This window comes from Methylobacterium sp. CCH5-D2, assembly GCF_001556475.1.
Lineage (GTDB): Bacteria > Pseudomonadota > Alphaproteobacteria > Rhizobiales > Beijerinckiaceae > Methylobacterium > Methylobacterium hispanicum.
In genome coordinates this window covers 1-23,234 of record NZ_LSIX01000924.1, presented here as the reverse complement: position 1 = coordinate 23,234, position 23,234 = coordinate 1, and the positions used below count along the sequence as shown (strand labels likewise).

Below are 23,234 nucleotides of genomic sequence, written 5' to 3'. Positions count from 1 at the left end.
CGCCCGCCCGCCGCGCGCGGACCCGGCACCGGCCCGGGCGTGCCACCGATCCGCGCCGCGAGGGCGCGGTAGACCGGGTCGGCCTCGGCCGCGCCGTCCTCCGCCCAACCTGCCGCGACCGCCTCGACGATGCCCGCGGCCTCCGCGCGGTCGAGCACGCGCGGCCCGACGGCCGTCGCCACCAAGCCGAAGCGCTCGCCCGCCTGCGCCAGCAGGTGCCGGGCATAGGCGAGATCGACCCGGTCGATGCCCGACGGGCTCGCGTGGCGCAGCCGCGTGACGAGGCGCGTGATGTCGACGGCAACGGGGCGGGTCGAGAGGGATGTCATGGAACTCCGGCATCGCAGGGCCCCGCGGCGGGACCCGCACACCGCCGGGTTACCCGCGCCGGACCGGAAGAACCAGACCGTTCCGTCGCGTGTCTGCGGAAGGGGCTTGCGCAAGCTCAAGCCGGCCGCTACATCCCCGCTCGCCCTCAGGGGCGTCGGAGCGTAGCGCAGCCCGGTTAGCGCACTAGTCTGGGGGGCGGATAAGCCTTCCCCGCAAGCTCCTACATCCGCAGCTTTTTTAGCGCTTAAACCCCTTCGGTGGGGTTTGCCGTGGGATCGGCCGCCCCCAGCCTCGTTCCGAGGCCTGTCTGCTGGCCTAAAGCCACCTCACTTTGTGGCTGCGTCATCATCCAGTTGGACGCGGTCCGCGGCGCTACCGATATCCTCTGCCGTCACGACCTTGGTTGGGTTCATGGCAGCTCGCGGACGGCTGCGAGACCAAGCTGGAATTTCGGGCTCAGTTGGCACGGGCATCCGGCAGATACGCGAACAGGATCCGTCCGATTTCGGACAATCACACCTGAAGTATCCAAACCTTAGGTTTCGCTCCAAGTTGTACGGCAACTCCCTGTATTCCCGTTTATAGGGCGTTCTCCTTCATGGGCGAAGCAGATATGCTTCGGATTACACTAGTTAGTCTAGCCTCCTGTCAAATAACTGGTCATGCCTTGACTGGATAGCTGGCATGTAGCAGGTTGTTTAGACCCTTCGCGGAAAAGGACTTAAGGGGCTCCCGTGCCTTATCACAAAGCAATTTATGTGACTGGCGCCCCGGCAGCCGGTAAAAGCTCTACCATGTCTCTATTGAAGGAGCGGGTGGCGGGGTTAAATGTTTGGGAGTACGGTGAGCGTCTTACAAATTTTCTGAAAAGCGCTGGGGTTATACTGAAGGACCAGAACGAGCTTCGGAGCTTGTCAGCCGGCGTTGTGCTGCCGTCCCATATCGAAGCGCTTGATGAACGCTTGCTGGAATGGACAGTCGAGAGCAGGGCGACGGGGCCGACTGTGATTGACAGCCATCCTGTTACAAAGGAACAATACGGCTTTCGAGTAACCGCCTTCTCGGCGGAAAGATTTCGACTTCTGCGCCCCGATGAAATTTGGCTATTTTACGTCGATCCTGAAATAACAGTCCGACGTATAGCAGATGATCCCGCGGGCAGACCCATGATCTCGCTTGAGCAAGCACGGATTCATAGTTTCATGCAGGCATCCGTCGCCTGCACCTTTGGGATATGCGTCGGATGTCCAGTTTATATGTTTGATACTAACCGTGATCGGGCGGAGCTAGTAGAAGATTTGGTTCGCAGGGTTTCAAATTAAACTCATCTATCTATAGGGCATGATAAATGAAGCAGGTCGATCTTAGGGCGGCTGTGAACGCTGTATCGGATGTCGTGCAAAACCGGCCACGACCTTTACGCGAATTTGATCAGATCCATATGAAGACCGGCGATATGGTGATGCAGAGTGAAATCGTGGCAGAGTGGGCTGCGGGGAGGAGACTAGCGTTCATAGGTGACGGTGATGCAGTGAGTGTTTGCGTTGCATATCTTCAGGCGCGGGGAGTTTTAGACTTTGGTCCAACGAAAATTACAGTATTTGATTTTGACGAACGGACTGTTCAGGCTGTCAAGCGTTTTGCCGATCGTGAGCGGCTTGAGAACCTTGATGCCGAGTTATACAATTGCCTTGGTGCATTTCCTGATCGTAGCAAATACGACTGCTTCTACACAAATCCACCTTGGGGCGCTTCAAACAACGGTGAGAGTGTGAACGTTTTCGTGCAACGTGGGTTTGAAGCCGTCCGATATGAAGGTGACGGCATGATCGTCATCGCAGATGATGATGCACTTCCATGGCCCAAACAGGTACTCGCCAACGTTCAAGCGTACGCCTCAAAGCAGGGTTTTTATGTATCACGAATGCAACGGAAGCTACACGAGTACCATCTCGATGATGCACCGGATTTAAAGTCTTGCAATTTATTTGTCAGTGCTTTGCCAGGGAACAGCTCCAACTTCACCCAAAGTGAGGCGGTAACTGACCCTGAGAAGCTGCGGAATTTCTATGGGAAGTCACAGGAGCCTAGAGTGCTGTTTGTGCGGGAGAAAAAGCGCCCGGATTATGGTAAGGCACCTGAGGAAGAATACTCCCTCGAGCTATTGGAGAAAGAAGGATGAATGAAATTTTTCGTCCAGGTGCTGGACTTTTATATATGAAGGTGGGGACACACGCGCATGAAGAGCTCGTAGATATCATAGCACGTAAGCGCAAAGAGATTGACAAAGTAGGCTACACAATGTGGGGCTATGGTGGCAACACGTGTCACCCAAGCACAATGGTTCAGCCATTTGCACGAAATTTCGTTGAGCGTAAAAAGCCCATCCATCTTGTGATGGAGGAAATGGACTCGAACCATTTTGCCGAACCACTCTGTGCGGCCGAATGTTCAGCTGACAACATCAACTGGCGGGAAATCCCGGAGGATATCGAAGTGAGGGGATCCCGCTTCGCGCTCGTGATCCGTGATTTGCAAACCGCGGACTTCAAGCTGCCGCTAAACCAAACCTTTGTGCCGGTTGGGCGCAGCAGCGGAAATCTTGGTAGCCGCTATATCAATGGCCGTGTTGATAAGGCGTGCCTAGAGGTTCTCGATCAGCCCGTGCTCGTCAACGAAGATCCGACCAAATTTGAGCGGCCGATAAACTTGGTCGCGGAAATGGCTGAACCGTACGCAGTCTTTCTAAGAAACTATCGTGAATAGTTGTTCATTAGGAATTAGAAAACCGTTTGTCTCTCTTCGTAAATGGGAAATGTAACTGCTGAGACCGTCGAAGATATCTTCGACGGTCACTGATGCATTTCTGCATGCGAAGCAGTTTGTAACTGCGCGATCGGCATGCGGTTCTGCGCATACGCATTCGCGTAAACCGGCATATCGCTCCCCCGCAAGAAGAACTGTGACCAACTGCTCGAGGCATGCAACTCGTCCAGTCACCTCATGCAGTGCAATGCCAGCCAATGCGACGATGGCTCGCTTATCGCCAGTGACCAAAAGGGCCGCAGCACGCGATATGAGGATGGCGACCAGCTGGCTCTCCCCAGTATCAAAATCTAGGGCAGCAGAGCTTGCTCTTTCTTCAAGTTCCGCAGCAAGTTCGATCTCTTCGGAGGTAGGCTCAAGAAGTTCAACGTAATTCAGCAGTTCTTCAAACGCAGCGGCCGTGCTTGCTCGATCAATGATGCGACCCGGTCGAGCCAAGTGAGAGCGAATTGTGAAGCGTGCAATATTCAAAATAGAGACCGAAAGGCCGCCGACATTAAATGCTGCCAGCATTTCTCCATGGTGGCGATAAGCGCACACTTTGAGAACAACATCGTTGTCAATTATAATGCCGCTAGACACTTTCGCCCATCACTTTGTATAGGTAGTCGGCATTCTCCAGGCTGATTTTATCGAAGTCAAGCTGTTTGCTCGCAATCGTATTGATTAGCGTCCAAACTGGAGCTGCCTTAGGGTATATAAACTTCAAAGCCGACATAGCTCTCGCCCAAGCGCCTTGTTGATGTGCAAGACAAAGTGCTAATGTCCCAGGCTCAATCCTGTAAGACGGCGCAGCTCTAAGAACGGCTGCTGCTAGAGTAGGCGCGTTGAAGTCTCTAATGCTTGTGGTGATTTCCGGTGCCGACCGACCTGTCAAGAGTTGCAAGGCGAACTCGTCAGCCTCCCTCTCTTGCTCGTCGGCGTCCCTTTCGAGAGCAGGATCCTTGAGATCAACAAGCGCTGGCGCCTCGGTCAGGTGCGACCGGAAGATATGTCCGAGCTCATGGGCCAAAGTAAATGCTGCTGGTGCTAAGTAGTTTGCGTCCCGTCCTAGAAGTACGGCATACCGACCTTTGATGTGGACCACCATTGCATGCATTGATTTGGTATCTAGCGGCAATACGCGTAGATGGACAACTGGTATTCCAATCCCCCAGCAGAAAGCTAGTAGGCCTGGCAGATCAACATACTGCTGGCCGGCAAGTATGATGTCGCGAATTGCCGACGCATCGAAGTTGGTGAGATCTGTGTGCTGGGGCGCAGTTCGAATAAGCAGGCGCCCAAGCGAAACGCCAAAAGAGGCAAGGGCGGCCCGCTGCTCAGGGTTCTCCGTTGAGAGATGCTTGAACTTCGCATCATCATTCCAGACAAACTCGACGCGTTCGCCAAGGAGGCCCTTGGGCGAAACGCCGAGTTTGCGCGCGAGCGCAAAGCGCAGCTCAGCGCGCCCTGAGGCGTCCCCAGAGGCTTCGTCGCTCCACCACGTAGGCCACGCGGCGTCGATTGCTTGTTTGCTCAGGCCGGCCTGCCGTAGGCTGCGCCTCAAGTTCGAGCTATCCGAGTCCAACGCCTGCCTACGGCCCCTGGCTGCCTTATGGCTATCAACATGGCAAAAGGGCGGGCATGACGCAACCTTAGAGAAGCAGTTCTGTCTGCGTTATCTTGCGCGGCCGAGCAGCAGTTCCACCCCGTGCGCGCCTGACCAGATCGAGCCACTGGTCTGTACCACCGTCGAAGCTGGCAATTTCGCTGATCGTTTTGGTGTTAAGCTCTATGGGATCTGAAAGCCGTACCCAATAGCCGCTTGTCAGCCAAGCTGCGATGTTGACCTCGTAACTTGATGCTGCGGCCGGCTTGTCCACTTGTTTCAAGAGAGCTGTAACTTGTGACGCGCCGACCGGCGCTCCTGCTCCACCCGCGTTGCGATATGCAGTTGGATCAAACGGGATACCCCGGCTGAGAGAGAGCGGTGTGTCAGAATAGCACATCAGGGCGTAGTGCCGGGCCTTCACGCCGAGGGCGCTATCGCCCCTGCTTGTGACGAGGCTGCTCGCCGGCAGCGGACGCTCTATCCCATTTTCGTCGACGTACTTCCGCCAAGCCACCGTCCTGAGTGGAGCTAAGTCAGCTGACTTCGGCTTGGTTTTCATGGCTGAGAATACCACCGGCACAGAGACGCTGAGTCGCGCAAGGGAATTGATCAGCCTCGACGGTGCGTTGCCAACTCCCCACAGAAACACGCCGCCGCTCGCACGACGCTCTCTCTCTTTGCGGGCAATGATCTCATCGAGAAGCTGACCAGCCTCAGCCTGCATGCGGGACCAGCAGACGTAAGTTTCGCCGCCAGGTATGGTCGAGCTTTGATGGGAAGGGCGGCCAGAATGTAGCAGGTTGAACACTGGCTTATTCCTCAAACCACTTTTTACAGATTGACATTTTTGGCACGAATTTTCAATCTTCCGCGCAAGTGGACTGCTCGGAGTCTTGCATAAGCCGGTGATATGGGTGTGGATAGGGGGTGGTTAAGCGGTGCCATATAGCGCGCTGCGCGCTGACAGGTCCCGCTTTGCATTTACCCGTCCGCGATCAGTGCCGCCTGTTGGTTGTAATGGACCGCTGCGATCCGGAAGGCACGCCACCGAGGAAGGACGCGGGTCCCTAACCGTTTGGCTCGGCGCAGCCAACCCGCCGCACCGCGCCGGCAACCGGTTTTCCTACCTCCAGCTTCTCGCGGGCTGCCGCCGACCGCTCAGCCGCCAACTGCATACCCGCGATCAGGTCGTCATCCAGCACGTGGGCGTACTTCGTCGTCGTGGTGATCTGGTCGTGGCGCAGCATGGTCTGGACGAGGCGCAGATTGCCGGTCGCGCGTAGGACGCGCGTGGCGGCGGTGTGGCGGTTGTCGTGGAAGCTGAAATTGCGCACGCCGGCCTGGGCCGCGGCGCGGCGGAAGACGGTCTGCAGGCCCGCACGCGTCAGGGGGAGATGCTCGCCTCGCTTCCGGCCGCGCGCGACCACATAGGTGAACACCGCCGCCTCATGGTCCGCGCGCAGGGCCCAGAGCAGGTCGCGGACCGCTGGCGCCAGCGGTACCGTGGCGATCTTGCCTTGGACGGTGATCTTCCGCCCGCCGAAATCCACGTCCGTCCAGCGCAGCCGCGGGACCTCGCCGAGGCGCAGGCCGGTGAGCAGGGCGAAGCGGACGGGCGCGTGGTAGTCCGGCCTGAGGGCTGCGAAGAGCCGCGCCTCTTCCTCTGCCTGCAGCTCGCGGATCCGCTCGCGCGGCTCCCGCAGCATGTGGTCCCGCCAGGCGATGTCCGCGACCGGCTCCTTCCAGGTGCGCCGAGCCCGGTTGAGGATCTTGCGCAAGGGCTCGATGACGGAGCGGTTCACCGTTGCCGGCGAGACGAGCCGCGGGGGGCTCGCGGGCTTCTTGCCCGGCCGGCGGTTCTGGCCGGAGCGGACCGTCTCGCCCCGGCGAATGGCGACGATGCCGGCCACGACCGCGTCGTCGATGTCCGGCAGGCCCCGGGCCGGGCCGATCTGGCGCTTGAGCCAGGCCAGGGACCAGAGGGTGTTCTCGTCGCCGCCGCCCGCGTGGTGTTGGCCAATCTCGGTCCAGTAGCGCGAGGCCGCGACCTCGAACGTCATCGGTTCGTGCTTCAGCGGCTTCACCTGCCGCAGCTCGGCCTTGGCTATCTCGCGGGCGCGCTCCTCCGCGCGTTGCGCCTCGCGCTTCGTCGTTGCGCCAGTAGTGCCTGAAAATCGACGACCGCGGACGTAGAAATCGTAGCTGTACGTCTCCGCACCGTTCCGCTTGTAGACGGACATTCGGCTCGCCTCTGTGAGTCGCGAAACGCCTGCAGGTCGGCAGGATCGAACCGTTTGCGGCTCCGCTTCAAGCCCAGCCCGACGACGATGTAGGTGATGCGGCCGGCCGCGACGTGCGCGTCGAAGGTGCGGCGGCCCATCCGGAGCCAGGCGGCGGCCTCGTCGGCCGGGAGGAGGTCGGACACCATCATCGTCCGCCGGCCGCCCGAATGTTCATGGTGCCGGCGATCGCCACCACGGTGTCGGCCAGCGCGCGCCGGTTGGCCGCGCCGTCGACGTCGAGGTAGGCCCGGGCGATGCGGCGGCCGTAATCGTCCGCCAGCGCCTCGAAGGCCTCCACCGGCACCTCGAGGAGAGCGGCGAGGCGGCGCAGCGCGTCCAGCATCTCGGGATCCCGGCCGGGCTCCGCCATGGTCAGCGTCCCTGCCAGGGCGGTGCCGGCGCCGGCGGCTCGCTGGCGTACTCGATCGTGAGCGGGTCGCAGCTCGCCGGCATGAACTGGCCGTCGAACTTCACACGGACGCCGGCATCGCCCGCGCGCGGCGACACGATGTGCCCCTCGCGACCGGAGATCTTCTCCCGCACGCGCGCGCCGATCGCCGCGGGCGCGCCCGGATGCGTCTGCTTTACCACGTCGTAGGCCATGGTTCACTCCGGCGGTGCGGGATCGGCCTGCGGCAGGACCTGCCGGTTGGCGGCAGCCATCAGCCGGCCGAGCCGGTCGAGGAAGGCGGGAGTTGCGCGGACCTTGCCCTCGCCGAGCAGGGCGCTCAGCGCTTCGAGCTCGGCGATCGCGAGCGCATCGGCGTCGGTGTCGGTGTCAGGATAGGTCGGTGCGGTGCAGGCCAGGACGGCGACAGCGTTGCCCGGCGTCCCGACGCCGCGGGTGAACGAGTCGAACTCGTGCCAGGGCAGGACGACGTGCGCCACCAGAAGGCCGCGCGGCCAGTCGAACCGGATGTCGTCCAGCTCTCCGCGAAGGGCGCGCGGCGCGCTCATGCCGGCCTCGTCGCCCCTGCGATCAGGGCGCGGCCCTCGAGGCTCGCGAGGTGCGCGATTACCGAGCCGGTGACCGTCCGGATCAGATCGTCGGTAGCGCAGTCCTCCGGAGCGTCCGCCTCGAGCGCGTCGAGGAAATCCGTGATCGGCCGCCCGAGGAGCCGGGCGACCTTCGCCAGGGACAAGTCGCTGATCGCGTTGGTGCCCTTCTCGTATTTCTGGAACTGCGCTGCCGAGACCCCGACCACCTCGGCGGCTTGGCGCTGCGTGATGCCGGCTCCGTCGCGAAGACGCTTCAGGCGGGCCCCAAGGCGAACATCCGCCTCCATGGGCTTCAGGCCGGCCATGTCAGCAGGCCACCGCGAGGGAGATGGCGTCGTCGATCTGGCCCGGGGCCTCGTTGAGCTGTCGGGCCACGACAACTGCCGCGCAAATCGGCCATTCGCTAGCGGCGAGGCCAAAGTCCGGAGAAGGTTGGACGTGAAGCGGCATGGACGCATCCTGTCTGGGATGCGGCGACTATAAGGGCGCTTATTTTGCTGTCAATAAGCTATGTTATCAGCGCCTATCGAGCGTTCATTCGACCGTCGAACGGTGCACGTTCGCGACAGTCATCGAGAGCTGCCAGACCATGGGATACGAGCGCGTAAAGCCGCCCATGCGTCACCCGCGGCGTCCGTAGCCGCGACGCAGGCATCACCGGCAAGGCTAGTTGCGGACTCAGCCACCGATGTGATTGCGTCGGTAGCGATTGAGAATACACCTTCCTTGTCCTGCGTAAGTTCGACGGTCTGGCTCGGAGCAGGCAGGGCTGCGGCAACCCCTGGTGCAGCGATCGTCGTTGCTGCAACAATAGCAGCCGGCGCAACTGGCCTGGGTGCGCGCCCCCACAAGGACCGCACGGGCTTCGGTGTCTCTGTCGTCACTGCGGGCTGACGCATCCTGAGTGCATGAACCACGCTGACGGCTTTACGGATCTCCGCCGGCACCTCCTTCTCACAGATCGCGACGAAGCCACGGCCATCTAGGGCCACGACCTGTAGAAGAACCTTGCGCTCGACGCTGCCGCCGAAAGCGCCAATGCCGCCACCTATGGCTGCGGCCGTCAGCCCGATGGCGCCCACCGCAGCGAGTGGCGCGGCGAAGAGCCCTACAGCTGCGGCAGTTGCACCAAGACCAATAGCGCCGCTGGCGCCGCCCTTGAGGAAACCGAGGACGGATCGCTCCAGGTAGTCGCCGTTTTCCTCGACCGAGGCGATCTCTTCGACTGGTAGCTTGACACGCCTCGGAAGATGAAACTCAAAATTGATCCAATCGGCTCGTCCAGTGCCGAAATTGCCAGCGACAAGTTCAAGCCGTGCCATGGTCTATCCCCTAGAAAATTTGCCGATTATTCTATGGCATATGGGCCAATCTGAGCGCGACAACGATGTCGGGGTCGGATTGGCCGTCCAGGCGACGACACTCCATCGAGTGGCGTCAAAAGCCTTGAGGCGCCTGAGTAGAGCGCTCGGACTTGCGTCATCCCGAAAGAGGTAGCTGTACCCCGAGATTGGCGGATGATGAGGGTTGACCAAGAGGATGTCGGCAGCCTCGAACTCTGGGGCCATCGCGTCATCCGGCACTTGCAGTGCATATGCCCCAGGAACACGCTGCAGTTGTGCAGGCCTCGGGATCGAATTGACGGGGTCCGCTAAGATCTCGCCGTAGGCGTCGCCAGGGGTCAATGCATAGACCGAAAGCTCCCCCGCGCCATCATTTGCGATCGCCTGTGTCCAGTCGAGGTATGCAGGGTCGATATCACGGGGCTTCAAATCGAGAGCAGTGGCGAGTTCCCGAACGAACTTTGTTGATCGGACTCGCCCCTTCTCGATCTCGACTATGGCTGGCTGAGACACGCCAACGAGACGAGCCAATTCTGCTTGGCTCATTCCCAGCTCGGCGCGCCGAGCCACGATGCGCTCGTGCTCGATCATAGCTCGTATGCCTATCAGAAAACTTATAGGTCTGCGCCTTAAGTCGACTTATTGATGACTCTGATAATCTCACTTATCGTTTGATTATGGTCGATACCCGCCCGATGATCCGGCGGGCGGTCCGCATAGCCGGAAGCCAAGCGCGCCTTGCGCGTGCCTTGGCCATCTCGCAACCGCGGGTCTCCCAGCTCTGCAAACAGGTCGAGCAGTGCTCGGCCGAGATCGCTGTTGCGATCGAGCAGGCGACCGCCGGTGAAATCCCTCGGTGGCACATGCGACCCGATCTCTTCGACATGCCGAAGGGCGCCAAGCCGCCCCCGGCGGATCTGTACGATCCGTCTGCGAGGGCCGCCTAATGATGCGCTTGCTCGCCTTCCCGCTGCGCTGGCTGGATCAGCGGATCGACTTGCGGATCGCAGCCGTCATCCGGTCCGGCGCCGAGCGCGAGGCAGCGTTGGAGCGGTCGCCAGAGCGTCGCCCCTCCGCTAACGGGCCGGATGGGACTGTCGACCCGTGCGCGCAAAGTCCCATCCGTGCTGACCAAGCAGGGTCGCGGCCGTGACGACGCCATGGCTGGACGGCCTCTGCGCCACCCTCACCACCTACACTGCGTCCGCGATCGCAGCCGGCGAGGCGGCCGGCGCGGGGCTCGCCGGGCAGCTCGCCGGCGCGCTGGCGCGGGTCCAGGCCCTGCCGGACGAGACGATCGGCGCCGTCGCCGAGCTGAATGCGGCACTCGCCGCGCTGTTTCCCGCCGATCTCACCGCGCATGCCGTCCCGCCCTCCCCCGCCGAGAGCTTGGCGCCGCCGGGCGGACAGGCGCACGCGATCGGCGGTGCGAGCGCACCTTGTCCCCTGCGCCGGCGTCACACCGTCGACGCGACCGGGCTCGCCCACTTCCTGCGCGCCCGGCATCCGGTGAAGACGGCCGAGCATGCCGCCGCCCTCACGCGCCTGCCGGTCGATACGGTTGCGGCGATCCTGCGGCGCGAGTCCCTCGGCAACGGCACGACGCTACTAGCCTTCGTGTTCGCCTACGGGCCGGAGGTCCTGGCGGCCGTCGTACCGGACGCGGACGAGCGCTGGCTGGAGGGCGCGCGAATCCTCGCCGACCAGGCGCGCCTCGAGGCGGAGCTGGCGCGCACCCGCGCCGAGGCCGCAGCCAATGCCGGGCGCTGGAGCCTGTGCGGCATCGGATTCGGGGGCGCCGCATGAGGACGGCGAAGCTCACCCACCTCGGCGGCCAGGCCGGTCCGCGGCAAGACCCGCCGGTGCATCGCTGCAGCTGCGGCTGCGGCTGCGGCCGGGAGGCCTCGAACGGCTATCAGCTCGGCCGCTGGTACGTGCCCGGGCATGAGCCGCCGGACGTGATGAGCCCCGGCTCCGGCCGGCCCGATCCCGAAGAGCAGGTCCGCCGGCCCCGGCCGGCCGGACCACCCATCGATCTGTTCGACGCCGCAGGCGTGCCGGCACCGGCGCGCCGGCAACCTTCCGGACGGTCGTGACGGCCCGGCGCCGACACTCCCGTTTCCCCAGCCCGACTCCGAATCCGAATCGATTCCTAAGGCGTGTCATGCGTCAACGGTCCCCCCTGCGCCCGGCTCAGATCCGGCAGTTGTGGCTCAACCTCTCCCCGCAACTACGGGTGGATGCTGCCGCGCGGAAAAAGGCCGGGGGGACCATCCGCCAATTGGCGGGAGGTCGGCGGCCCGAAACCGGCGAGGTTCGGGGCCAGATCGCGACGCTCGCCGGGATCAGCCACGGACACCTCGACAAGATCAACGCGGTCTACGACGCGGCCGAGCGGGATCCGGAGCTGTTCGGGCCCGTGGTCGCCTACCTGGAGCGCAGCGGGAACACGCACGACGCGCACCGCATGCTGCGCCGCGTGGCGGACCTCGCCCGGGTGAAGCACCTGGCGCGGATCGCCGGCGTCTTCGCCACCCTGGTGCTCGACCCGCCCTGGCAGGACGAATCCGTCTCAGCGAACCAGCGCCCACCCTACGCCACCAAGACCACCACGGAGGCGCAGACCGCCGCGGCGCAGGCGCAGGCTGCCGCCGGCACCGCCACGACGCAGGCGGGCTTGGCCACGACGGCCGCCGCGACCTCGAGCACCAACGCCACCGCCACGGCGGCCGACCGCGCCGCCGCGCGCACCGATCGCCTCGCGGCCGACGCCGATGCCGCCGCCACGGCGGCCGACCGGGTCGCGGTGCGAGCGGACCGGGCGGCCGCGGATGCCGATGCCGCTACAACGGCGGCCGACCGCACGGCGGTGCGCGCCGATCGTCTCGCGGCCGATGCCGATGCCGTAGCCACGGCGGCCGTCCGGGTCGCGGTGCGGGCGGACCGCGTCGCGGCCGACGCGGATGCGGTGGCCACCGCGGCCGACCGCACGGCGGTGCGGGCCGACAAGCTCGCCTCGGACACCAACGCCGCCACGGCCACGACGCAAGGCGGGATCGCCACGACGCAGGCCGGGCTGGCGACCACCGCCCGTACCGGCGCCGAGGCCGCCCGCGACACGACCCTGGTGGCGAAGACTGCGACGGAGTCGGCACGGGACACCGGCCTCTCGGCGCCGGCCGACACGCAGGCCGCGCGCAGCACGGCCGTGACCGCTGCCGGCACCGCTGCCACGCAGGCGGGGGTGGCGACCGCGGCGCGCACCGGCGCCGAGGCCGCCGCCGGCGCCGCCGCGACGGCTCGCCGGGGCGCGGAGAAGGCACGCGACGACGGCGTCGCCCTCTACGGCTCCCTGCAGGCGGTGAAAGATGCCGTCGCGGTCTCGACCGGGGCCCGGGACACCGCCGTGGCGGCCCGGGACACCACCCGCGGCTATCGCGACGCCTCCGAGGACTTCGCCGAGCGCGCCGAGGCCGCCGCCGCCAGCGCCGAGGCCGTGTCGGGCCTGCCGCTGATCGGCCCGGGCGACCGCGGCCGGGTGCTCGCCGTGAAGCCGGACGGCTCCGGCACCGAGTGGTCGAACAAGCTCAAGATCCTCGCCCTGGCGTCGCTCTGACGCCCGCGCGCAACCTCCCGAGGCAGCGGAATGGCGCTCGATTTCAGCCACTACCAGGTTGTGGTCCAGGCGAAGATGGATGCCGTCTCGGCGGCCTCCACGCTCGACGATCTGGTCACGCTCGCGATCACCACGTCCAAGATCAAGGACGCGATCGCGGTCTCCGACGTCCAGGCAGCGGCCGCCGCCGGCGTCACCAGCATCACCGGTGCGGCCACCGGCGCGCTCCAGGACATCACCACGGCCAGGACCTCGGCCACCGGCGCGATCGGCACGGCCCGGGGCGGCGCCCTCACCGATATCGAGGCCGCGCGCACCAAGGCGATCCAGGACGTGCAGCAAGCCGGTGGCGGCGCCAACGCGGCGGGCGGCATCAGCTTCGCGCCCACGGGCCAGATCGCGGCCACCAACGTGCAGGCGGCCCTCGCCGAGGTGGACAGCGAGAAGACGGCCAAGGCCTCGAACCTCTCCGACCTCGCCGACCCGAAGGCCGCCCGGGCGAACCTCGGACTGGAGAAGTTCACCGCCCGGGGCGATGCCGCCTACACCATCCTGGCCGGCGACAGGACGGTGGCGCTCACCGCCGCGCTCACCGGGCCGCGTGTCTTCACCCTGCCGGCGGCCAGCGCCCTGAACCCGGGCGCCACCCTCCGGATCATGGATCAGGCCGGCGGGATCTCGGCGGCCAACACCCTGACCATCCAGGCGGCCGGGACGGACAAGCTCAACGGCGCCGCCGCGGCCGTCTTCGCCGCGCCCTACACCGACTTCCTGCTCACCACGGACGGCGTCTCCGCCTGGACCTACGACGTCCAGAGCCTCGCCCGCGGCGGCACGGGCGCCACCACGGCAGCCGGGGCGCGAGCGAACCTCGGGCTCGGCTCGGCCGCGCAGCTCACCGCGGGCGTCGCCGGCGGCGCCGCGACCCTCGACGGCTCCACCGGCAAGCTGCTGGCCGCGCAGATCCCCGATGCCCTCCTGGGGACCGTGCGCTACCAGGGCGGCTGGGACGCCGCGGCCAACAGCCCGACCCTGGCGGCGCCCTCGGCCGCGAACAAGGGCGCCTACTACATCGTCCTGACCGCCGGCACGACGGCGCTGGCCGGCCCGAAGGGCAGCATCACCGACTGGCAGGTCGGCGACTGGGCGGTCTCCGACGGCACCTACTGGGAGAAGGTCGACAGCTCGGATCAGGTCATCTCCGTGGTCGGCCTGCAGGGCGCGATCACGGGGCCGGCCCTGAAGGCGGCGCTCGCCGTCGCGATCGGCGACGTCGCCGGCCTGCAGGCGGCGCTCGATGCGAAGGCCGCGGCCTCCTACGCGACGACGGCAGACATCTGGGCCGGCACCGACACGGGCAAGATCGTGACCGCGAAGGCGTTGCGCGACGCGCAGGTGCCGCAGACGCTTGCGGCCAGCGCCGCACCGGCCTGGAACGCCGCGCTCGGCTTCAACGCCAGGATCACGCTGACGACCAACACCACGTTCCAGACGCCTACCAACCTCGTCGAGGGCCTGACCTACGTGCTGCGCGCCAAGCAGGACGCCACGGGCGGGCGCACGGGCTCCTACACCTCGGCCTTCAACTTCGGGGCGGACGGGCCGCCCACGCTCAGCACCGCGGCGAACGCCGAGGATGCGCTGACCTTCCTGTGCGTGGATGCCGCGACGCCGCGGCTGTCCTTCGTCGGCATCAAGAAGGGGGTCTGAGCCATGTACCCCTTTCCTTCGCCCACGATGATGGTGGCGAGTGGCGCCTCGCTCTGGACGCCCGCGCAATTCGGCACGGATCTCTTGCTCTGGCTCGACGGACGGGATCCGGCGACCATGGTGCGGGACGCGAACAGCGCGGTCTCGCAATGGTCGGACAAGTCGGCTTCCGCTCGGCATGCGGCACAGGCGACCGGAGGCGCAAGACCCATCTACTCGGCTTCGGCACGGAATAGCACCGGCGGCCTTATCTTCGACGGCTCGGACGATGTTCTGACGTTCTCCACCGCGGGATTGCCAGTTGACTCGGCCGCTTCAACGATGGTCGTGGTTGGGCGACCCACGAATAATACGGCCGGCGGCATCGGTTATGGACAGCGTTCTAACAATCAGATGCGGTGCGTTCAGGAGATTAATAGGGGGTCTAGCGTTCAATATGGTACTTGGGCGTCAGATTTAGATAATGGTATTACTTGGAGTGGATTTGATAGAATTGTCATCGCCGAGCAGGCGCAGGGATCCAACCCCCTCGTTTCTGTAACGCAAAACGGCGCGACCTCTCAGAAGAGCCTGACAACAACAAGCACTCCGAGCGGTAGCACCGGAACTGTCGGCAACTGGCCCGGGTCCGGGATTATCAGCGGAACGTATTGGGGCGGGGTTATACAATCATGCCTCATACTCAATCGCATTCTTACGCAGGAAGAGCGCGATAAGCTCACGGGCTATCTGGCGTGGAGCTTCAACCTCGCCGCGTCTCTGCCCGCTGGCCATCCCTACAAATCCGCCGCTCCCACGATCTGAGGACCCGACATGCCCGCTTTCATCGATCTCGACGGCGCGGCCGTCGAGGTGTTCCACGGCGTCGCCTTCGTGGATCGCGACCGGATCAGCCGGCCAAGCAACTGGCTGGAACGGGCCACCCCCGCGGAACTGGCCGGCGCCGGTATCGCGGAGATCGTCGAGCCGCCCGCGCCGCCGGCCGGCAAGATCGTGGTGCCGGGCCCGCTGGAGAACCGCGACGGCGTGCCGACCCGGGCCTTCTCCCTGGCGGACGCGCCCGCACCGCAGCCGGACCCGGTACCGGCGAGCGTCACCAACTCGGACTGGCGCGTCGGCCTGATCCTCTGGGGCCGGTTCGCCGAGGTCGAGGCCAAGGTGATCGCCGCGCGCGAGAGCGGCACGGTCGAGGGCCTGATCGTCTGGCAGCGCTGGGAATACGCCAACGACGTGTTCCGGGCCGAGCTGCTGGCTCGGCGCGAGGCGTTCGGGTTCTCTGCCGAGGAGGTGGACGAGAGCCTGCGCCGGGCCGCCGCCGTGGGCGCCGCCGCGCGCCTAGCAGCCTGACGAACGGCCCATCCGGCCTGACAAACCGGCCGTTTCGCCTGACGGCGGGCGGCTGACGCTTTCCCCCTCCCCCCTCGCTCTTTGACATCGTGAGAGAGACCATGGACGTCGCTGCGATCCAGCGCGCGCTCATCGCGCGCGGCTACGACCTCGGCACAGGCGGCCCGTCCGGCCGGGGTGACGACGGCGATGCCGGCCCGCGCACCGAGGCCGCGTTGAAGGCCTTCCAGCTCGCCGCGGGCCTGCCCGCGAGCGGGCGGGCCGATGCCGCCGCCCTGGCGGCGCTGATCCCCGCGCCGGCCCGGCCGGCCGCCGTCTGGCCGCTCCAGGCCGACTGCCTGCGCGTCTACGGTGCGGTCGGCCAGCATCAGACCGCGCTGGTGTTGCCCTTCCCGATGCGGCTGGCCTGGGACAAGGCGAGCACGGTGCGGAATATCAGCGTCCACGAGACGGTGCACGACTCCGCCGCCCGGGCCTTCGCCCGGATCGCCGCCGCCTACGACGAGGCGGCCCGGGCGCGGATCGGCCTCGACGTGTTCGGCGGCTCGCTCAACGTCCGCAAGATGCGGGGCGGCACGGCCTACTCGATGCACAGCTGGGGCATCGCGATCGACTTCGATCCGGAGCGCAACCAGCTCGCGTGGGGCCGCGACCGCGCGCGCCTGGCGCAGCCCGACGCCGCCGAGTTCTGGCGGATCTGGGAGGCGGAGGGCTGGGTCTCCCTCGGCCGGGCCCGGAACATGGACTGGATGCACGTCCAGGCCGCCCGCCTCGCCTGACCCTGTCCGATCCGGGCGGAAATATTCCCGGGCCATTCCCGAGCCGGCCGGGTCCAGCCGCGCATCCTCCGGAGTCCACCACGATGATGAAGTTCGTCACCCCTGGCGTCGTCGCCGGCGTCCTCACCATGGCCGGCGTCCTGTCGGTCGCCGTCGGCAAGCCGGCGCTGGGCGCCTTCCTGTCGGATCCGGCCACCGCCGCCACCGTCACCGCCGTCGTCAGCGGCGTGGGCGCGCTCCTCGCCGGCGTCCTGCAGGGCGTGAAGAACCCCGCCGCGTGACCCGCGCGGCCCCGCGCCGCCTCGGACCCTCCCCCACCGCGGGGGAGGGTTCACCCCCGCCGGTCCAGATGCGCGCGGCGCTCCGCGCGATCGGCGCCGAGCTGGGCCGACGGCTTCCCCCGCCCACCACGCCGACGCCGGCCGAGCGGCCGGCCCTCGCCAGCCGGAGCATCCCGATGACCACCGCGCGTGAGAGCCTCGACCTGGCGGCCGGCGAGCCGACGGACGTCCGCATCCTGGTGGCGATCGCCGGCATGTCGGCGCGCCAGGACGCGATGATGCGCACGGCCGACGAGGCGAAGGCCGCCGCAGCGGCCCAGCACCGCGAGCTGATGGAGCGCATCGGCACCTTCGTGCCGCGCGCCGAGATCGAGCTGAAGGAGAAGGCGCTCCACGACCGCCTCGACGGCTTCGACAAGCGGCTGACCACCGTGGAGGGCCGGATCTGGAAGGCGATCGCCTGGATCCTCTCCGCCATCGGCACCGCCGTCGCCGGCGTCGTCGGCATCAAGGGCGCGGGATAGCCGCGCTACCACACCGGATTTCGGGCGCCCCCGGCTTCGGCCGGGGGCGCCTTTTGCGTTTAAGGAATGCCCCTTCCATCCATCTGCAGGGTGTCGAGACACCGGGAGTGACGACCTTGCCCCTATTCCGCTCCTCACACCCTGTTCAGGATGTGGCATTCTCCGACCTATTGCAGAAAGTGAGGCTTTGTGGGCAGATTGACTTGATAGTTTTGGAGAATGCGATGCGTCGCCTCATCTCGTCCGGCTCGTCGTTCGAGCATGAAATCGGCTATTCCCGCGCTGTCGTTGACGGCGAGTGGATATTCGTATCGGGCACGACCGGGTTCGACTATGCTACGATGACCATCGCGGAGGACGTTGCGGATCAAGCCGCACAGTGCTTGGCCAATATCGCTCACGCGTTGCGAGAGGCTGAGGCGACCTTCGCCGATGTGGTCCGAGTGCGCTACATCCTACCATCCGCAGAGGACTTCTCCGCCTGCTGGCCTGCGCTTCGGGAGGCTTTTGGAGAGGCCCGCCCCGCCGCCACTATGATTGAGGCGGGTCTGATTGACCGCCGCCTCAAGATCGAAATCGAGGTGACCGCACGTAAGCGCGGCTCCGGGAATGCCGACTAACCACGCCATCTAGGCCTTCTCTACGGCGAGGGGCGGATGGTCCATCCGCCACCGCGCCCGCGGGAACAGCGCTGGAACACCCTGTGGGACTTCCGTGGGACTATCGGCGCGTAGCCCGGCCGTTCGCTGCGCTTTCCTGCCAATCTGGCTCCGCTAGGGGCTTGCGCCTCCCGACCGCTAAAGCTATGACCCGCCTGCCCTAAGGGGCGTCGGAGCGTAGCGCAGCCCGGTTAGCGCACTAGTCTGGGGGACTAGGGGTCGGAGGTTCGAATCCTCTCGCTCCGACCATAAATTCCAGTGACTGAGCCCCCGTCCTCTGAGTCACGGGGAGGCGGTTTGCAGAACGGTTTGCAAACTTGGGCCTCCTACGATCTCCCCATATTCCCGTTTAGGCCGCGACCGGTCCCACCGGTGCTCGTCGAGCTTCGCTATCGCTGATTCGGCGAGTATGCCCTTGCGGGCGAGATCCCGGTCGAGGATCCTCTGCGCGTGGCCGGTGATCGTCGCGATCTCGGGCACGGAGCCGGCGGCCTCGGCCCGCATCGTCACCGCCGTGCCGCGCAGGTCGTCGACGTGCAGGTCGTCCACGATGCCGGCCGCCTCGCGCGTCTCGGACCGGACCTCGTGAAACCGGCGCCAGCAGGATCGTCACGCCATGGGGCGCCTCCTCCAGCGCGGCCTTCAGCGCGCGCGTGGCCGGCACGGAGACGTGGGCCTTGCCCACGTCCTTGCCCTTGCCCTGTCGCAGCCTGATCGCGCGGCCGTCGCAGGCGCTCCCGGGAAGGACGCGCCGGTCGCCCCGGTGCCGGCCGGTATGAAGGCCGAGCATCGGCGCCCGGACCATCTCGGGCGAGATGGCGGCTGGAATGCCGCGACGCGCTCCGGGAGCCGGATCGTCCCGGCCCGGTCGGACGCGTCCGCGGCCGGGCCGGCGCGCCTTCGGACTAGCCCGGACAGGTGTGCGGCCTACCCGTTAAGAGGCGTAACGCTCCCTGCTGCGGCGCGACATGCTCCGTCCGGGCGCGGTCGATCCGCCGCGCGGCGGACGGAGTGCTTCACCATGCAGGTGGCGATCATCGGTGTCGGCTATGTCGGTCTCGTCTCGGGCGCCTGCTTCGCCGACCTCGGCCACACGGTCCGCTGCGTGGACCGGGACGAGGGGCGCATCGCGTCGCTCAGGGCGGGGCGGATGCCGATCTACGAGCCGCATCTCGACACGCTCGTCGCCCGCAACGTCGCGGCCGGGCGGCTCGGTTTCGGCACCGACATCGCGGAGGCCGTGCGCGACGCCGAGGTGATCTTCATCGCGGTCGGCACCCCGGCCCGGCGCGGTGACGGGCACGCCGACCTCGCGCACGTCTACGCCTGCGCCCGCGAGATCGCGGGCGCGCTCCAGGGCTACGCGGTGGTCGTCACCAAGTCGACCGTGCCGGTGGGCACCGGCGACCGGGTCGAGCACATCCTGCAGACGCTGCGCCCGCAGGCCTCCTTCGCGGTGGTCTCCAACCCGGAATTCCTGCGCGAAGGCGCGGCCATCGCCGACTTCAAGGCGCCCGACCGCATCGTGATCGGCACCGATGACGAGCGGGCGCGCGCCGTGATGCGCAACCTCTACCGCCCCCTGGAGGCGGGCACGCGGATCCTGTTCACGGGGCGCCGCTCGGCGGAGCTGGTGAAGTACGCCGCCAACGCCTTCCTCGCCCTCAAGATCGGCTTCATCAACGAGATGGCGGACCTCTGCGAGCAGGCCGATGCCAGCATCCACGACGTCGCCCACGGCATCGGGCTCGACCGGCGCATCGGCGCGCGCTTCCTCCAGGCCGGGCCCGGCTTCGGCGGCTCGTGCTTCCCGAAGGACATCCAGGCGCTGATCAAGTCGGCCCAGGACCTCGGTGCGCCGACGCGCATCGTCGAGACGGTGGCGGCGGCCAACGAGCAGCGCAAGCGCCGGATGGCGCGCCGGCTGATCCAGGCCTGCGGCGGCTCGGTGCGCGGTCTCACGATCGGGGTGCTCGGCCTGACCTTCAAGCCGAACACCGACGACATGCGCGAATCGCCCGCGCTCACCATCCTCACGGCGCTCCTCGACGAGGGCGCGGACGTCCGGGCCTACGATCCGGAGGGCATGGAGCAGGCCCGCGCGCTGATGCCGGAGATCACCTGCGTGCCCGATCCCTACGCGGTCGCCGAGGGCGCGGACGCGCTCGCGCTGATCACCGAGTGGGACGCCTTCCGGGCGCTCGACCTGCCGCGCCTGCGGCGGCGGATGGCCGGCGACGTGCTGGTCGATTACCGCAACCTGATCGCGCCCGAGGCGGCGGCGGAGGCCGGCTTCCACCACATCGGCGTCGGCTGCCGCGCGACACCGCCAGCGCCGCGGGCCCGCCTCGCGCGAGCCCGGAGCGCCCGCCGCGGCGCGCGGATCGGAACGCCGCTCGCCGCCTCGCCGGCCTGACCGAGGCGCGGCGCCCGCTCAGGCCTCCCAGCGCGGCGGGCGCTTCTGCAGGAAGGCGTCGATTCCCTCGGCCGCCTCGTCCATCAGCATGTTGCGGGTCATCACGGCCGAGGCGTAGGCGTAGGCCTCCTCAAGCCCGAGCTCGTTCTGCCGCGCGAAGGCCTCCTTGCCGATCGCGAGGACGCGCGGCGCCTTCGCGGCGATGCGGGCCGCCATGGCCTGCACGCTCGCCGCGAGGTCGGCGGCCGGGACCACTCGGTTGACGAGCCCGATGCGCAGTGCCTCGGCCGCCTCGATCGGCTCGCCGAGGAGCAGCATCTCCAGGGCGGCCTTGCGCGGGACCGCCCGCGACAGGGCGACCATCGGGGTCGAGCAGAACAGGCCGATCTGCACGCCGGGCGTGGCGAAGCGGGCCTCCTCCGCGCAGACGGCGAGGTCGCAGGTCGCCACGAGCTGGCAGCCCGCGGCCGTGGCGATGCCGTGCACCTCGGCGATCACCGGCTGCGGCAGCCGGATGATCGCGAGCATCAAGGCCGAGCAGGCGGCGAACACCGCCTCGACCGCGCCGGCGGAGGGATCGGCCCGCATCTCCTTGAGGTCGTGCCCGGCGCAGAAGGCGGGCCCGGCGCCACGCAGCACTACCACGCGCACCGCGCGGTCGTCGCGGATCGCATCGAGCGCGCCGTGGAGCGCCGCCATCAGCCCGAGCGAGAGGGCGTTGCGGGCATGGCCGCGGTTGAGCGTCAGCGTGGCGATCCCGTCCGCGTCCGCGCGCAGGACCAGGTCTTCCGGGGCAGGCATCGCGGCGGCCGACATCGGCGTGAACCTTCGCTGGAACCCGCGCGGCGAACCGCGCCGGGGGGCTCGGACTCGTGGCGGTTCCGGTCTAGCACAGGGCGCCCGCGGGCGCCGCCCCGGGCATCGCGGCGTCGCCGCGCAGGAGCGCGCCGCAGACCTCGGCGAGGTCGCGGAACGCGGCCGGGCAGACCTCGCCCGCCCGGCGCAGGCCGAGGCTCGCGCCCTGCGCCCAGGCCAGGATCTGGCGGTGGTTGGCCGTCTCGAGCGTCGGGGCGCCACCCCGGTTGCCCGAACAGGCGACGAGGGCGGGGTCGTCCGGACCGGCCCGGTCGGGTCCGGCGAGCGGGCCGGCCTCGTACTCGGCGGCCTCCAGGTCGATCCGGGCGAAGTCCGCGCCCGGCCCGTGCCAGCGCACCGCCGGCATCTCGGGCATCAGCGCGGGCAGGTCCCGGATCGCCTCGGCGCGCTCGGGATCGGCGACGATCAGGCGCGCGCCGACGGCAGTGAGGACGCGGGCGAGGCGCGGGCCGGCAAGCCCCGGATCGACCAGCGCGACCCGGGCGCCGGCGAGCGCGAAGCCGAGCCAGAGGACGTGGCGCTCGCCGGCACCCGTCAGCAGCGCGACGGTGTCCCCGCGGCCGACCCCCTCGGCCTCGGCGTAGCGCGCGTAGCGGGCAAGCACGGCTCCGAGCGCGGCGTAGGTCGTCCCCCCCTCGCGGCCCGCGAAGGCCGGTGCCGGACCGTGGATCGCGGCGGCCTCCGCCACGAGCTGCGGCAGGCTGCCGTGCGACCGGACCGCGGAGAAACCCGCCTGGCCGGGCGCGACGGCCGGCCGGGGCATGTCGGGGCGGCGGTGAGCGGCGTGCAGCATGCGTTTCCAGCCCTGGGGAGTGCTTCGTCGCAGGACGATTGGCCAAGACCTGCGGCCGAGGTCTTAAGATTTCCCTCCGCGACCGGCGCGAATGCTCTTTTCGGGCGCGGCCGGCCGGCGCGACGGCGGGCACTACGATGGATGCCGATGGACAAGGACGCGGTGCGCGCACGGGACATCTCGCCCCGGGCGCCCTGCCGATCTATCCCGGACGTCGCCAAGCGGATCGATAGAATCCGCGCAGCCGAGGACATCCGAGAATGCGCCATCTCCTTTCCGTCGCCCCCGCGGCGCTCGCCGCGGCCCTGCTCGCCGCCGCGCCGGCCGGGGCGCAGATCCGCAACGCGCCCGCCCCGCGCGCGCTCGAGTTCAGTGCCTACATCTTCGCCGCCTCGAACGTCTGCGGCTACCGGATCGGCACCGAGGCGTTCGAGGCGCTGCTGGCCAAGCAGAACGTCCGGCCCGAGGACGTCGCCCCCCGCGGCCCCTTCGGCAACCGCGTCCAGACGATGTTCGCGCTGATGTCGAACCAGATGGCGCTGAACCGCGAGCAGGCCTGCGTCGCGGTGGCGGGCGAGTACGGGCCGGAGGGCACCGTCGCCAGGAACGTGCTGCTGCCCGGCGAAGCCCCGGCGCAGGCGCCGGCCCAGCCGCCCCAGCCGCCTGCCGGTGCGCCGGCCCCGAAGCCGGCGCAGTAGCACGGCCCCCGACGGGCGACGGTCTTTCGGAGTACCGACCGGCGCCCGCTTGGCCGCATCCCGGGGGTCGGCTATCCCGGAGCCGCGGCCGCTCCGCCGCATCCAGGAAGACCCGCGATGTTTCCGACGCCGCAAGCTGCGCTTTTGCCCAACACGTTCGGGTT

At 67.2% G+C, this 23,234-nt stretch carries 28 protein-coding genes, 1 tRNA gene and 1 pseudogene; 16 read left to right on the top strand and 14 right to left on the bottom strand.

The genetic code is table 11. The annotated features are described in order from the left end of the window. Positions 1 to 329, bottom strand: a pseudogene (locus AX737_RS24935) (glycosyltransferase family 1 protein); the annotation flags it as partial. A 735-nt stretch (positions 330 to 1,064) separates the two neighbouring features. Here AX737_RS24935 and AX737_RS32565 point away from each other — a divergent pair. The 3 genes from AX737_RS32565 to AX737_RS24925 are packed head-to-tail and all read left to right on the top strand — an operon-like array spanning position 1,065 to position 3,096. Beyond that, positions 1,065 to 1,652, top strand: coding sequence for an ATP-binding protein (locus tag AX737_RS32565; RefSeq protein WP_156453947.1), 588 nt, complete (start codon positions 1,065 to 1,067; stop codon positions 1,650 to 1,652). Positions 1,653 to 1,678: 26 nt separating this feature from the next. Further along, entirely contained in the window at positions 1,679 to 2,512 is an 834-nt protein-coding gene (locus AX737_RS24930; protein WP_066926045.1) for a bis-aminopropyl spermidine synthase family protein, read from the top strand. Further along, a complete protein-coding gene (locus tag AX737_RS24925) occupies positions 2,509 to 3,096 on the top strand; it encodes a hypothetical protein (RefSeq protein ID WP_066926042.1) in 588 nt (195 codons plus the stop codon). Before AX737_RS24930 ends, AX737_RS24925 begins: the two co-directional genes overlap by 4 nt. Here AX737_RS24925 and AX737_RS33615 read toward each other — a convergent pair. The 10 genes from AX737_RS33615 to AX737_RS32560 all read right to left on the bottom strand — a co-directional run bounded on the left by AX737_RS33615 (position 3,076) and on the right by AX737_RS32560 (position 9,962). Further along, positions 3,076 to 3,738 (bottom strand): hypothetical protein, encoded by a 663-nt coding sequence (locus tag AX737_RS33615; protein ID WP_156453946.1) that lies wholly within the window; start codon positions 3,736 to 3,738, stop codon positions 3,076 to 3,078. The genes AX737_RS24925 and AX737_RS33615 overlap by 21 nt on opposite strands. After that, entirely contained in the window at positions 3,731 to 4,702 is a 972-nt protein-coding gene (locus tag AX737_RS24920; RefSeq protein ID WP_156453945.1) for an ImmA/IrrE family metallo-endopeptidase, read from the bottom strand. The genes AX737_RS33615 and AX737_RS24920 overlap by 8 nt, the downstream gene beginning before the upstream one ends. Before the next feature lie 88 nt (positions 4,703 to 4,790). Further along, positions 4,791 to 5,555, bottom strand: coding sequence for a hypothetical protein (locus AX737_RS33610; RefSeq protein ID WP_156453944.1), 765 nt, complete (start codon positions 5,553 to 5,555; stop codon positions 4,791 to 4,793). Positions 5,556 to 5,814: 259 nt separating this feature from the next. Then, entirely contained in the window at positions 5,815 to 6,987 is a 1,173-nt protein-coding gene (locus AX737_RS24915) for a site-specific integrase (protein ID WP_066926036.1), read from the bottom strand. A gap of 187 nt (positions 6,988 to 7,174) precedes the next feature. Next, positions 7,175 to 7,399: a hypothetical protein gene (locus tag AX737_RS24910; RefSeq protein WP_066926034.1), complete on the bottom strand. Its 225-nt coding sequence runs from the start codon at positions 7,397 to 7,399 to the stop codon at positions 7,175 to 7,177. A 2-nt stretch (positions 7,400 to 7,401) separates the two neighbouring features. Further along, positions 7,402 to 7,632, bottom strand: coding sequence for a hypothetical protein (locus AX737_RS24905; protein ID WP_066926030.1), 231 nt, complete (start codon positions 7,630 to 7,632; stop codon positions 7,402 to 7,404). A gap of 3 nt (positions 7,633 to 7,635) precedes the next feature. Then, complete coding sequence (locus AX737_RS24900) at positions 7,636 to 7,986, bottom strand: hypothetical protein (protein WP_066926028.1); 351 nt, start codon at positions 7,984 to 7,986, stop codon at positions 7,636 to 7,638. Further along, positions 7,983 to 8,333, bottom strand: coding sequence for a helix-turn-helix transcriptional regulator (locus tag AX737_RS24895; protein ID WP_066926025.1), 351 nt, complete (start codon positions 8,331 to 8,333; stop codon positions 7,983 to 7,985). Before AX737_RS24895 ends, AX737_RS24900 begins: the two co-directional genes overlap by 4 nt. A 264-nt stretch (positions 8,334 to 8,597) precedes the next feature. Next, positions 8,598 to 9,350 (bottom strand): hypothetical protein, encoded by a 753-nt coding sequence (locus tag AX737_RS33605; protein ID WP_156453943.1) that lies wholly within the window; start codon positions 9,348 to 9,350, stop codon positions 8,598 to 8,600. A gap of 3 nt (positions 9,351 to 9,353) precedes the next feature. Next, positions 9,354 to 9,962, bottom strand: coding sequence for a LexA family transcriptional regulator (locus AX737_RS32560; protein WP_082773283.1), 609 nt, complete (start codon positions 9,960 to 9,962; stop codon positions 9,354 to 9,356). A 558-nt stretch (positions 9,963 to 10,520) separates the two neighbouring features. Between AX737_RS32560 and AX737_RS24880 the strand changes: the two genes are divergently transcribed. The 11 genes from AX737_RS24880 to AX737_RS24835 all read left to right on the top strand — a co-directional run bounded on the left by AX737_RS24880 (position 10,521) and on the right by AX737_RS24835 (position 18,536). Next, positions 10,521 to 11,177: a hypothetical protein gene (locus AX737_RS24880; protein ID WP_066926016.1), complete on the top strand. Its 657-nt coding sequence runs from the start codon at positions 10,521 to 10,523 to the stop codon at positions 11,175 to 11,177. Continuing rightward, complete coding sequence (locus AX737_RS24875) at positions 11,174 to 11,467, top strand: hypothetical protein (RefSeq protein ID WP_066926014.1); 294 nt, start codon at positions 11,174 to 11,176, stop codon at positions 11,465 to 11,467. Before AX737_RS24880 ends, AX737_RS24875 begins: the two co-directional genes overlap by 4 nt. A 185-nt stretch (positions 11,468 to 11,652) precedes the next feature. Beyond that, on the top strand, positions 11,653 to 12,987 hold the full coding sequence (locus AX737_RS24870; RefSeq protein ID WP_066926011.1) for a hypothetical protein: 1,335 nt from the start codon (positions 11,653 to 11,655) through the stop codon (positions 12,985 to 12,987). 30 nt (positions 12,988 to 13,017) lie between these two features. Beyond that, positions 13,018 to 14,697 (top strand): hypothetical protein, encoded by a 1,680-nt coding sequence (locus tag AX737_RS24865; RefSeq protein WP_066926009.1) that lies wholly within the window; start codon positions 13,018 to 13,020, stop codon positions 14,695 to 14,697. A gap of 3 nt (positions 14,698 to 14,700) precedes the next feature. Then, the gene (locus tag AX737_RS33600; RefSeq protein ID WP_156453942.1) at positions 14,701 to 15,501 is read left to right on the top strand and encodes a hypothetical protein; all 801 of its coding nucleotides are present in this window, start codon (positions 14,701 to 14,703) and stop codon (positions 15,499 to 15,501) included. A 9-nt stretch (positions 15,502 to 15,510) separates the two neighbouring features. Continuing rightward, positions 15,511 to 16,044 (top strand): hypothetical protein, encoded by a 534-nt coding sequence (locus AX737_RS24860; protein ID WP_066926006.1) that lies wholly within the window; start codon positions 15,511 to 15,513, stop codon positions 16,042 to 16,044. 101 nt (positions 16,045 to 16,145) lie between these two features. Continuing rightward, positions 16,146 to 16,823: a peptidoglycan-binding protein gene (locus AX737_RS24855; protein ID WP_082773282.1), complete on the top strand. Its 678-nt coding sequence runs from the start codon at positions 16,146 to 16,148 to the stop codon at positions 16,821 to 16,823. 83 nt (positions 16,824 to 16,906) lie between these two features. Continuing rightward, positions 16,907 to 17,104: a hypothetical protein gene (locus AX737_RS24850; RefSeq protein WP_066926002.1), complete on the top strand. Its 198-nt coding sequence runs from the start codon at positions 16,907 to 16,909 to the stop codon at positions 17,102 to 17,104. A 176-nt stretch (positions 17,105 to 17,280) separates the two neighbouring features. Next, positions 17,281 to 17,628: a hypothetical protein gene (locus tag AX737_RS24845; RefSeq protein ID WP_156453941.1), complete on the top strand. Its 348-nt coding sequence runs from the start codon at positions 17,281 to 17,283 to the stop codon at positions 17,626 to 17,628. A gap of 224 nt (positions 17,629 to 17,852) precedes the next feature. Further along, on the top strand, positions 17,853 to 18,248 hold the full coding sequence (locus tag AX737_RS24840; RefSeq protein WP_066925996.1) for a RidA family protein: 396 nt from the start codon (positions 17,853 to 17,855) through the stop codon (positions 18,246 to 18,248). Positions 18,249 to 18,458: 210 nt separating this feature from the next. Beyond that, positions 18,459 to 18,536, top strand: a tRNA-Pro gene (locus AX737_RS24835). Between the two features lie 33 nt (positions 18,537 to 18,569). Here the strand turns inward: AX737_RS24835 and AX737_RS24830 are convergent. After that, the gene (locus AX737_RS24830) at positions 18,570 to 18,836 is read right to left on the bottom strand and encodes a hypothetical protein (RefSeq protein WP_066925993.1); all 267 of its coding nucleotides are present in this window, start codon (positions 18,834 to 18,836) and stop codon (positions 18,570 to 18,572) included. A 472-nt stretch (positions 18,837 to 19,308) separates the two neighbouring features. Here AX737_RS24830 and AX737_RS24825 point away from each other — a divergent pair, with 472 nt between their 5' ends. Then, entirely contained in the window at positions 19,309 to 20,703 is a 1,395-nt protein-coding gene (locus AX737_RS24825; RefSeq protein WP_066925990.1) for a UDP-glucose/GDP-mannose dehydrogenase family protein, read from the top strand. 18 nt (positions 20,704 to 20,721) lie between these two features. Here AX737_RS24825 and AX737_RS24820 read toward each other — a convergent pair whose 3' ends face one another. Together AX737_RS24820 and AX737_RS24815 are read right to left on the bottom strand one after the other, a co-directional pair. Continuing rightward, positions 20,722 to 21,519: an enoyl-CoA hydratase gene (locus AX737_RS24820; RefSeq protein WP_066925987.1), complete on the bottom strand. Its 798-nt coding sequence runs from the start codon at positions 21,517 to 21,519 to the stop codon at positions 20,722 to 20,724. Between the two features lie 70 nt (positions 21,520 to 21,589). Continuing rightward, the gene (locus AX737_RS24815; RefSeq protein ID WP_066925984.1) at positions 21,590 to 22,372 is read right to left on the bottom strand and encodes an AMP-binding protein; all 783 of its coding nucleotides are present in this window, start codon (positions 22,370 to 22,372) and stop codon (positions 21,590 to 21,592) included. A gap of 260 nt (positions 22,373 to 22,632) precedes the next feature. On the opposite strand from AX737_RS24815, the gene AX737_RS24810 reads away from it, so the two are divergent. After that, positions 22,633 to 23,070, top strand: coding sequence for a hypothetical protein (locus AX737_RS24810; protein WP_066925981.1), 438 nt, complete (start codon positions 22,633 to 22,635; stop codon positions 23,068 to 23,070). Positions 23,071 to 23,234: the final 164 nt, after the last annotated feature.

What these genes read in the sequence shown, in the direction of transcription:
- AX737_RS24930 (WP_066926045.1), top strand. Translation starts at nt 1,679, where the DNA reads ATGAAGCAGGTCGATCTTAGGGCGGCTGTGAACGCTGTATCGGATGTC.
- AX737_RS24925 (WP_066926042.1), top strand. Translation starts at nt 2,509, where the DNA reads ATGAATGAAATTTTTCGTCCAGGTGCTGGACTTTTATATATGAAGGTG.
- AX737_RS24915 (WP_066926036.1), bottom strand. Translation starts at nt 6,987, where the DNA reads ATGTCCGTCTACAAGCGGAACGGTGCGGAGACGTACAGCTACGATTTC.
- AX737_RS24910 (WP_066926034.1), bottom strand. Translation starts at nt 7,399, where the DNA reads ATGGCGGAGCCCGGCCGGGATCCCGAGATGCTGGACGCGCTGCGCCGC.
- AX737_RS24905 (WP_066926030.1), bottom strand. Translation starts at nt 7,632, where the DNA reads ATGGCCTACGACGTGGTAAAGCAGACGCATCCGGGCGCGCCCGCGGCG.
- AX737_RS24900 (WP_066926028.1), bottom strand. Translation starts at nt 7,986, where the DNA reads ATGAGCGCGCCGCGCGCCCTTCGCGGAGAGCTGGACGACATCCGGTTC.
- AX737_RS24895 (WP_066926025.1), bottom strand. Translation starts at nt 8,333, where the DNA reads ATGGCCGGCCTGAAGCCCATGGAGGCGGATGTTCGCCTTGGGGCCCGC.
- AX737_RS33605 (WP_156453943.1), bottom strand. Translation starts at nt 9,350, where the DNA reads ATGGCACGGCTTGAACTTGTCGCTGGCAATTTCGGCACTGGACGAGCC.
- AX737_RS32560 (WP_082773283.1), bottom strand. Translation starts at nt 9,962, where the DNA reads ATGATCGAGCACGAGCGCATCGTGGCTCGGCGCGCCGAGCTGGGAATG.
- AX737_RS24875 (WP_066926014.1), top strand. Translation starts at nt 11,174, where the DNA reads ATGAGGACGGCGAAGCTCACCCACCTCGGCGGCCAGGCCGGTCCGCGG.
- AX737_RS24865 (WP_066926009.1), top strand. Translation starts at nt 13,018, where the DNA reads ATGGCGCTCGATTTCAGCCACTACCAGGTTGTGGTCCAGGCGAAGATG.
- AX737_RS33600 (WP_156453942.1), top strand. Translation starts at nt 14,701, where the DNA reads ATGTACCCCTTTCCTTCGCCCACGATGATGGTGGCGAGTGGCGCCTCG.
- AX737_RS24860 (WP_066926006.1), top strand. Translation starts at nt 15,511, where the DNA reads ATGCCCGCTTTCATCGATCTCGACGGCGCGGCCGTCGAGGTGTTCCAC.
- AX737_RS24855 (WP_082773282.1), top strand. Translation starts at nt 16,146, where the DNA reads ATGGACGTCGCTGCGATCCAGCGCGCGCTCATCGCGCGCGGCTACGAC.
- AX737_RS24850 (WP_066926002.1), top strand. Translation starts at nt 16,907, where the DNA reads ATGATGAAGTTCGTCACCCCTGGCGTCGTCGCCGGCGTCCTCACCATG.
- AX737_RS24845 (WP_156453941.1), top strand. Translation starts at nt 17,281, where the DNA reads ATGACCACCGCGCGTGAGAGCCTCGACCTGGCGGCCGGCGAGCCGACG.
- AX737_RS24840 (WP_066925996.1), top strand. Translation starts at nt 17,853, where the DNA reads ATGCGTCGCCTCATCTCGTCCGGCTCGTCGTTCGAGCATGAAATCGGC.
- AX737_RS24825 (WP_066925990.1), top strand. Translation starts at nt 19,309, where the DNA reads ATGCAGGTGGCGATCATCGGTGTCGGCTATGTCGGTCTCGTCTCGGGC.
- AX737_RS24820 (WP_066925987.1), bottom strand. Translation starts at nt 21,519, where the DNA reads ATGTCGGCCGCCGCGATGCCTGCCCCGGAAGACCTGGTCCTGCGCGCG.
- AX737_RS24815 (WP_066925984.1), bottom strand. Translation starts at nt 22,372, where the DNA reads ATGCTGCACGCCGCTCACCGCCGCCCCGACATGCCCCGGCCGGCCGTC.
- AX737_RS24810 (WP_066925981.1), top strand. Translation starts at nt 22,633, where the DNA reads ATGCGCCATCTCCTTTCCGTCGCCCCCGCGGCGCTCGCCGCGGCCCTG.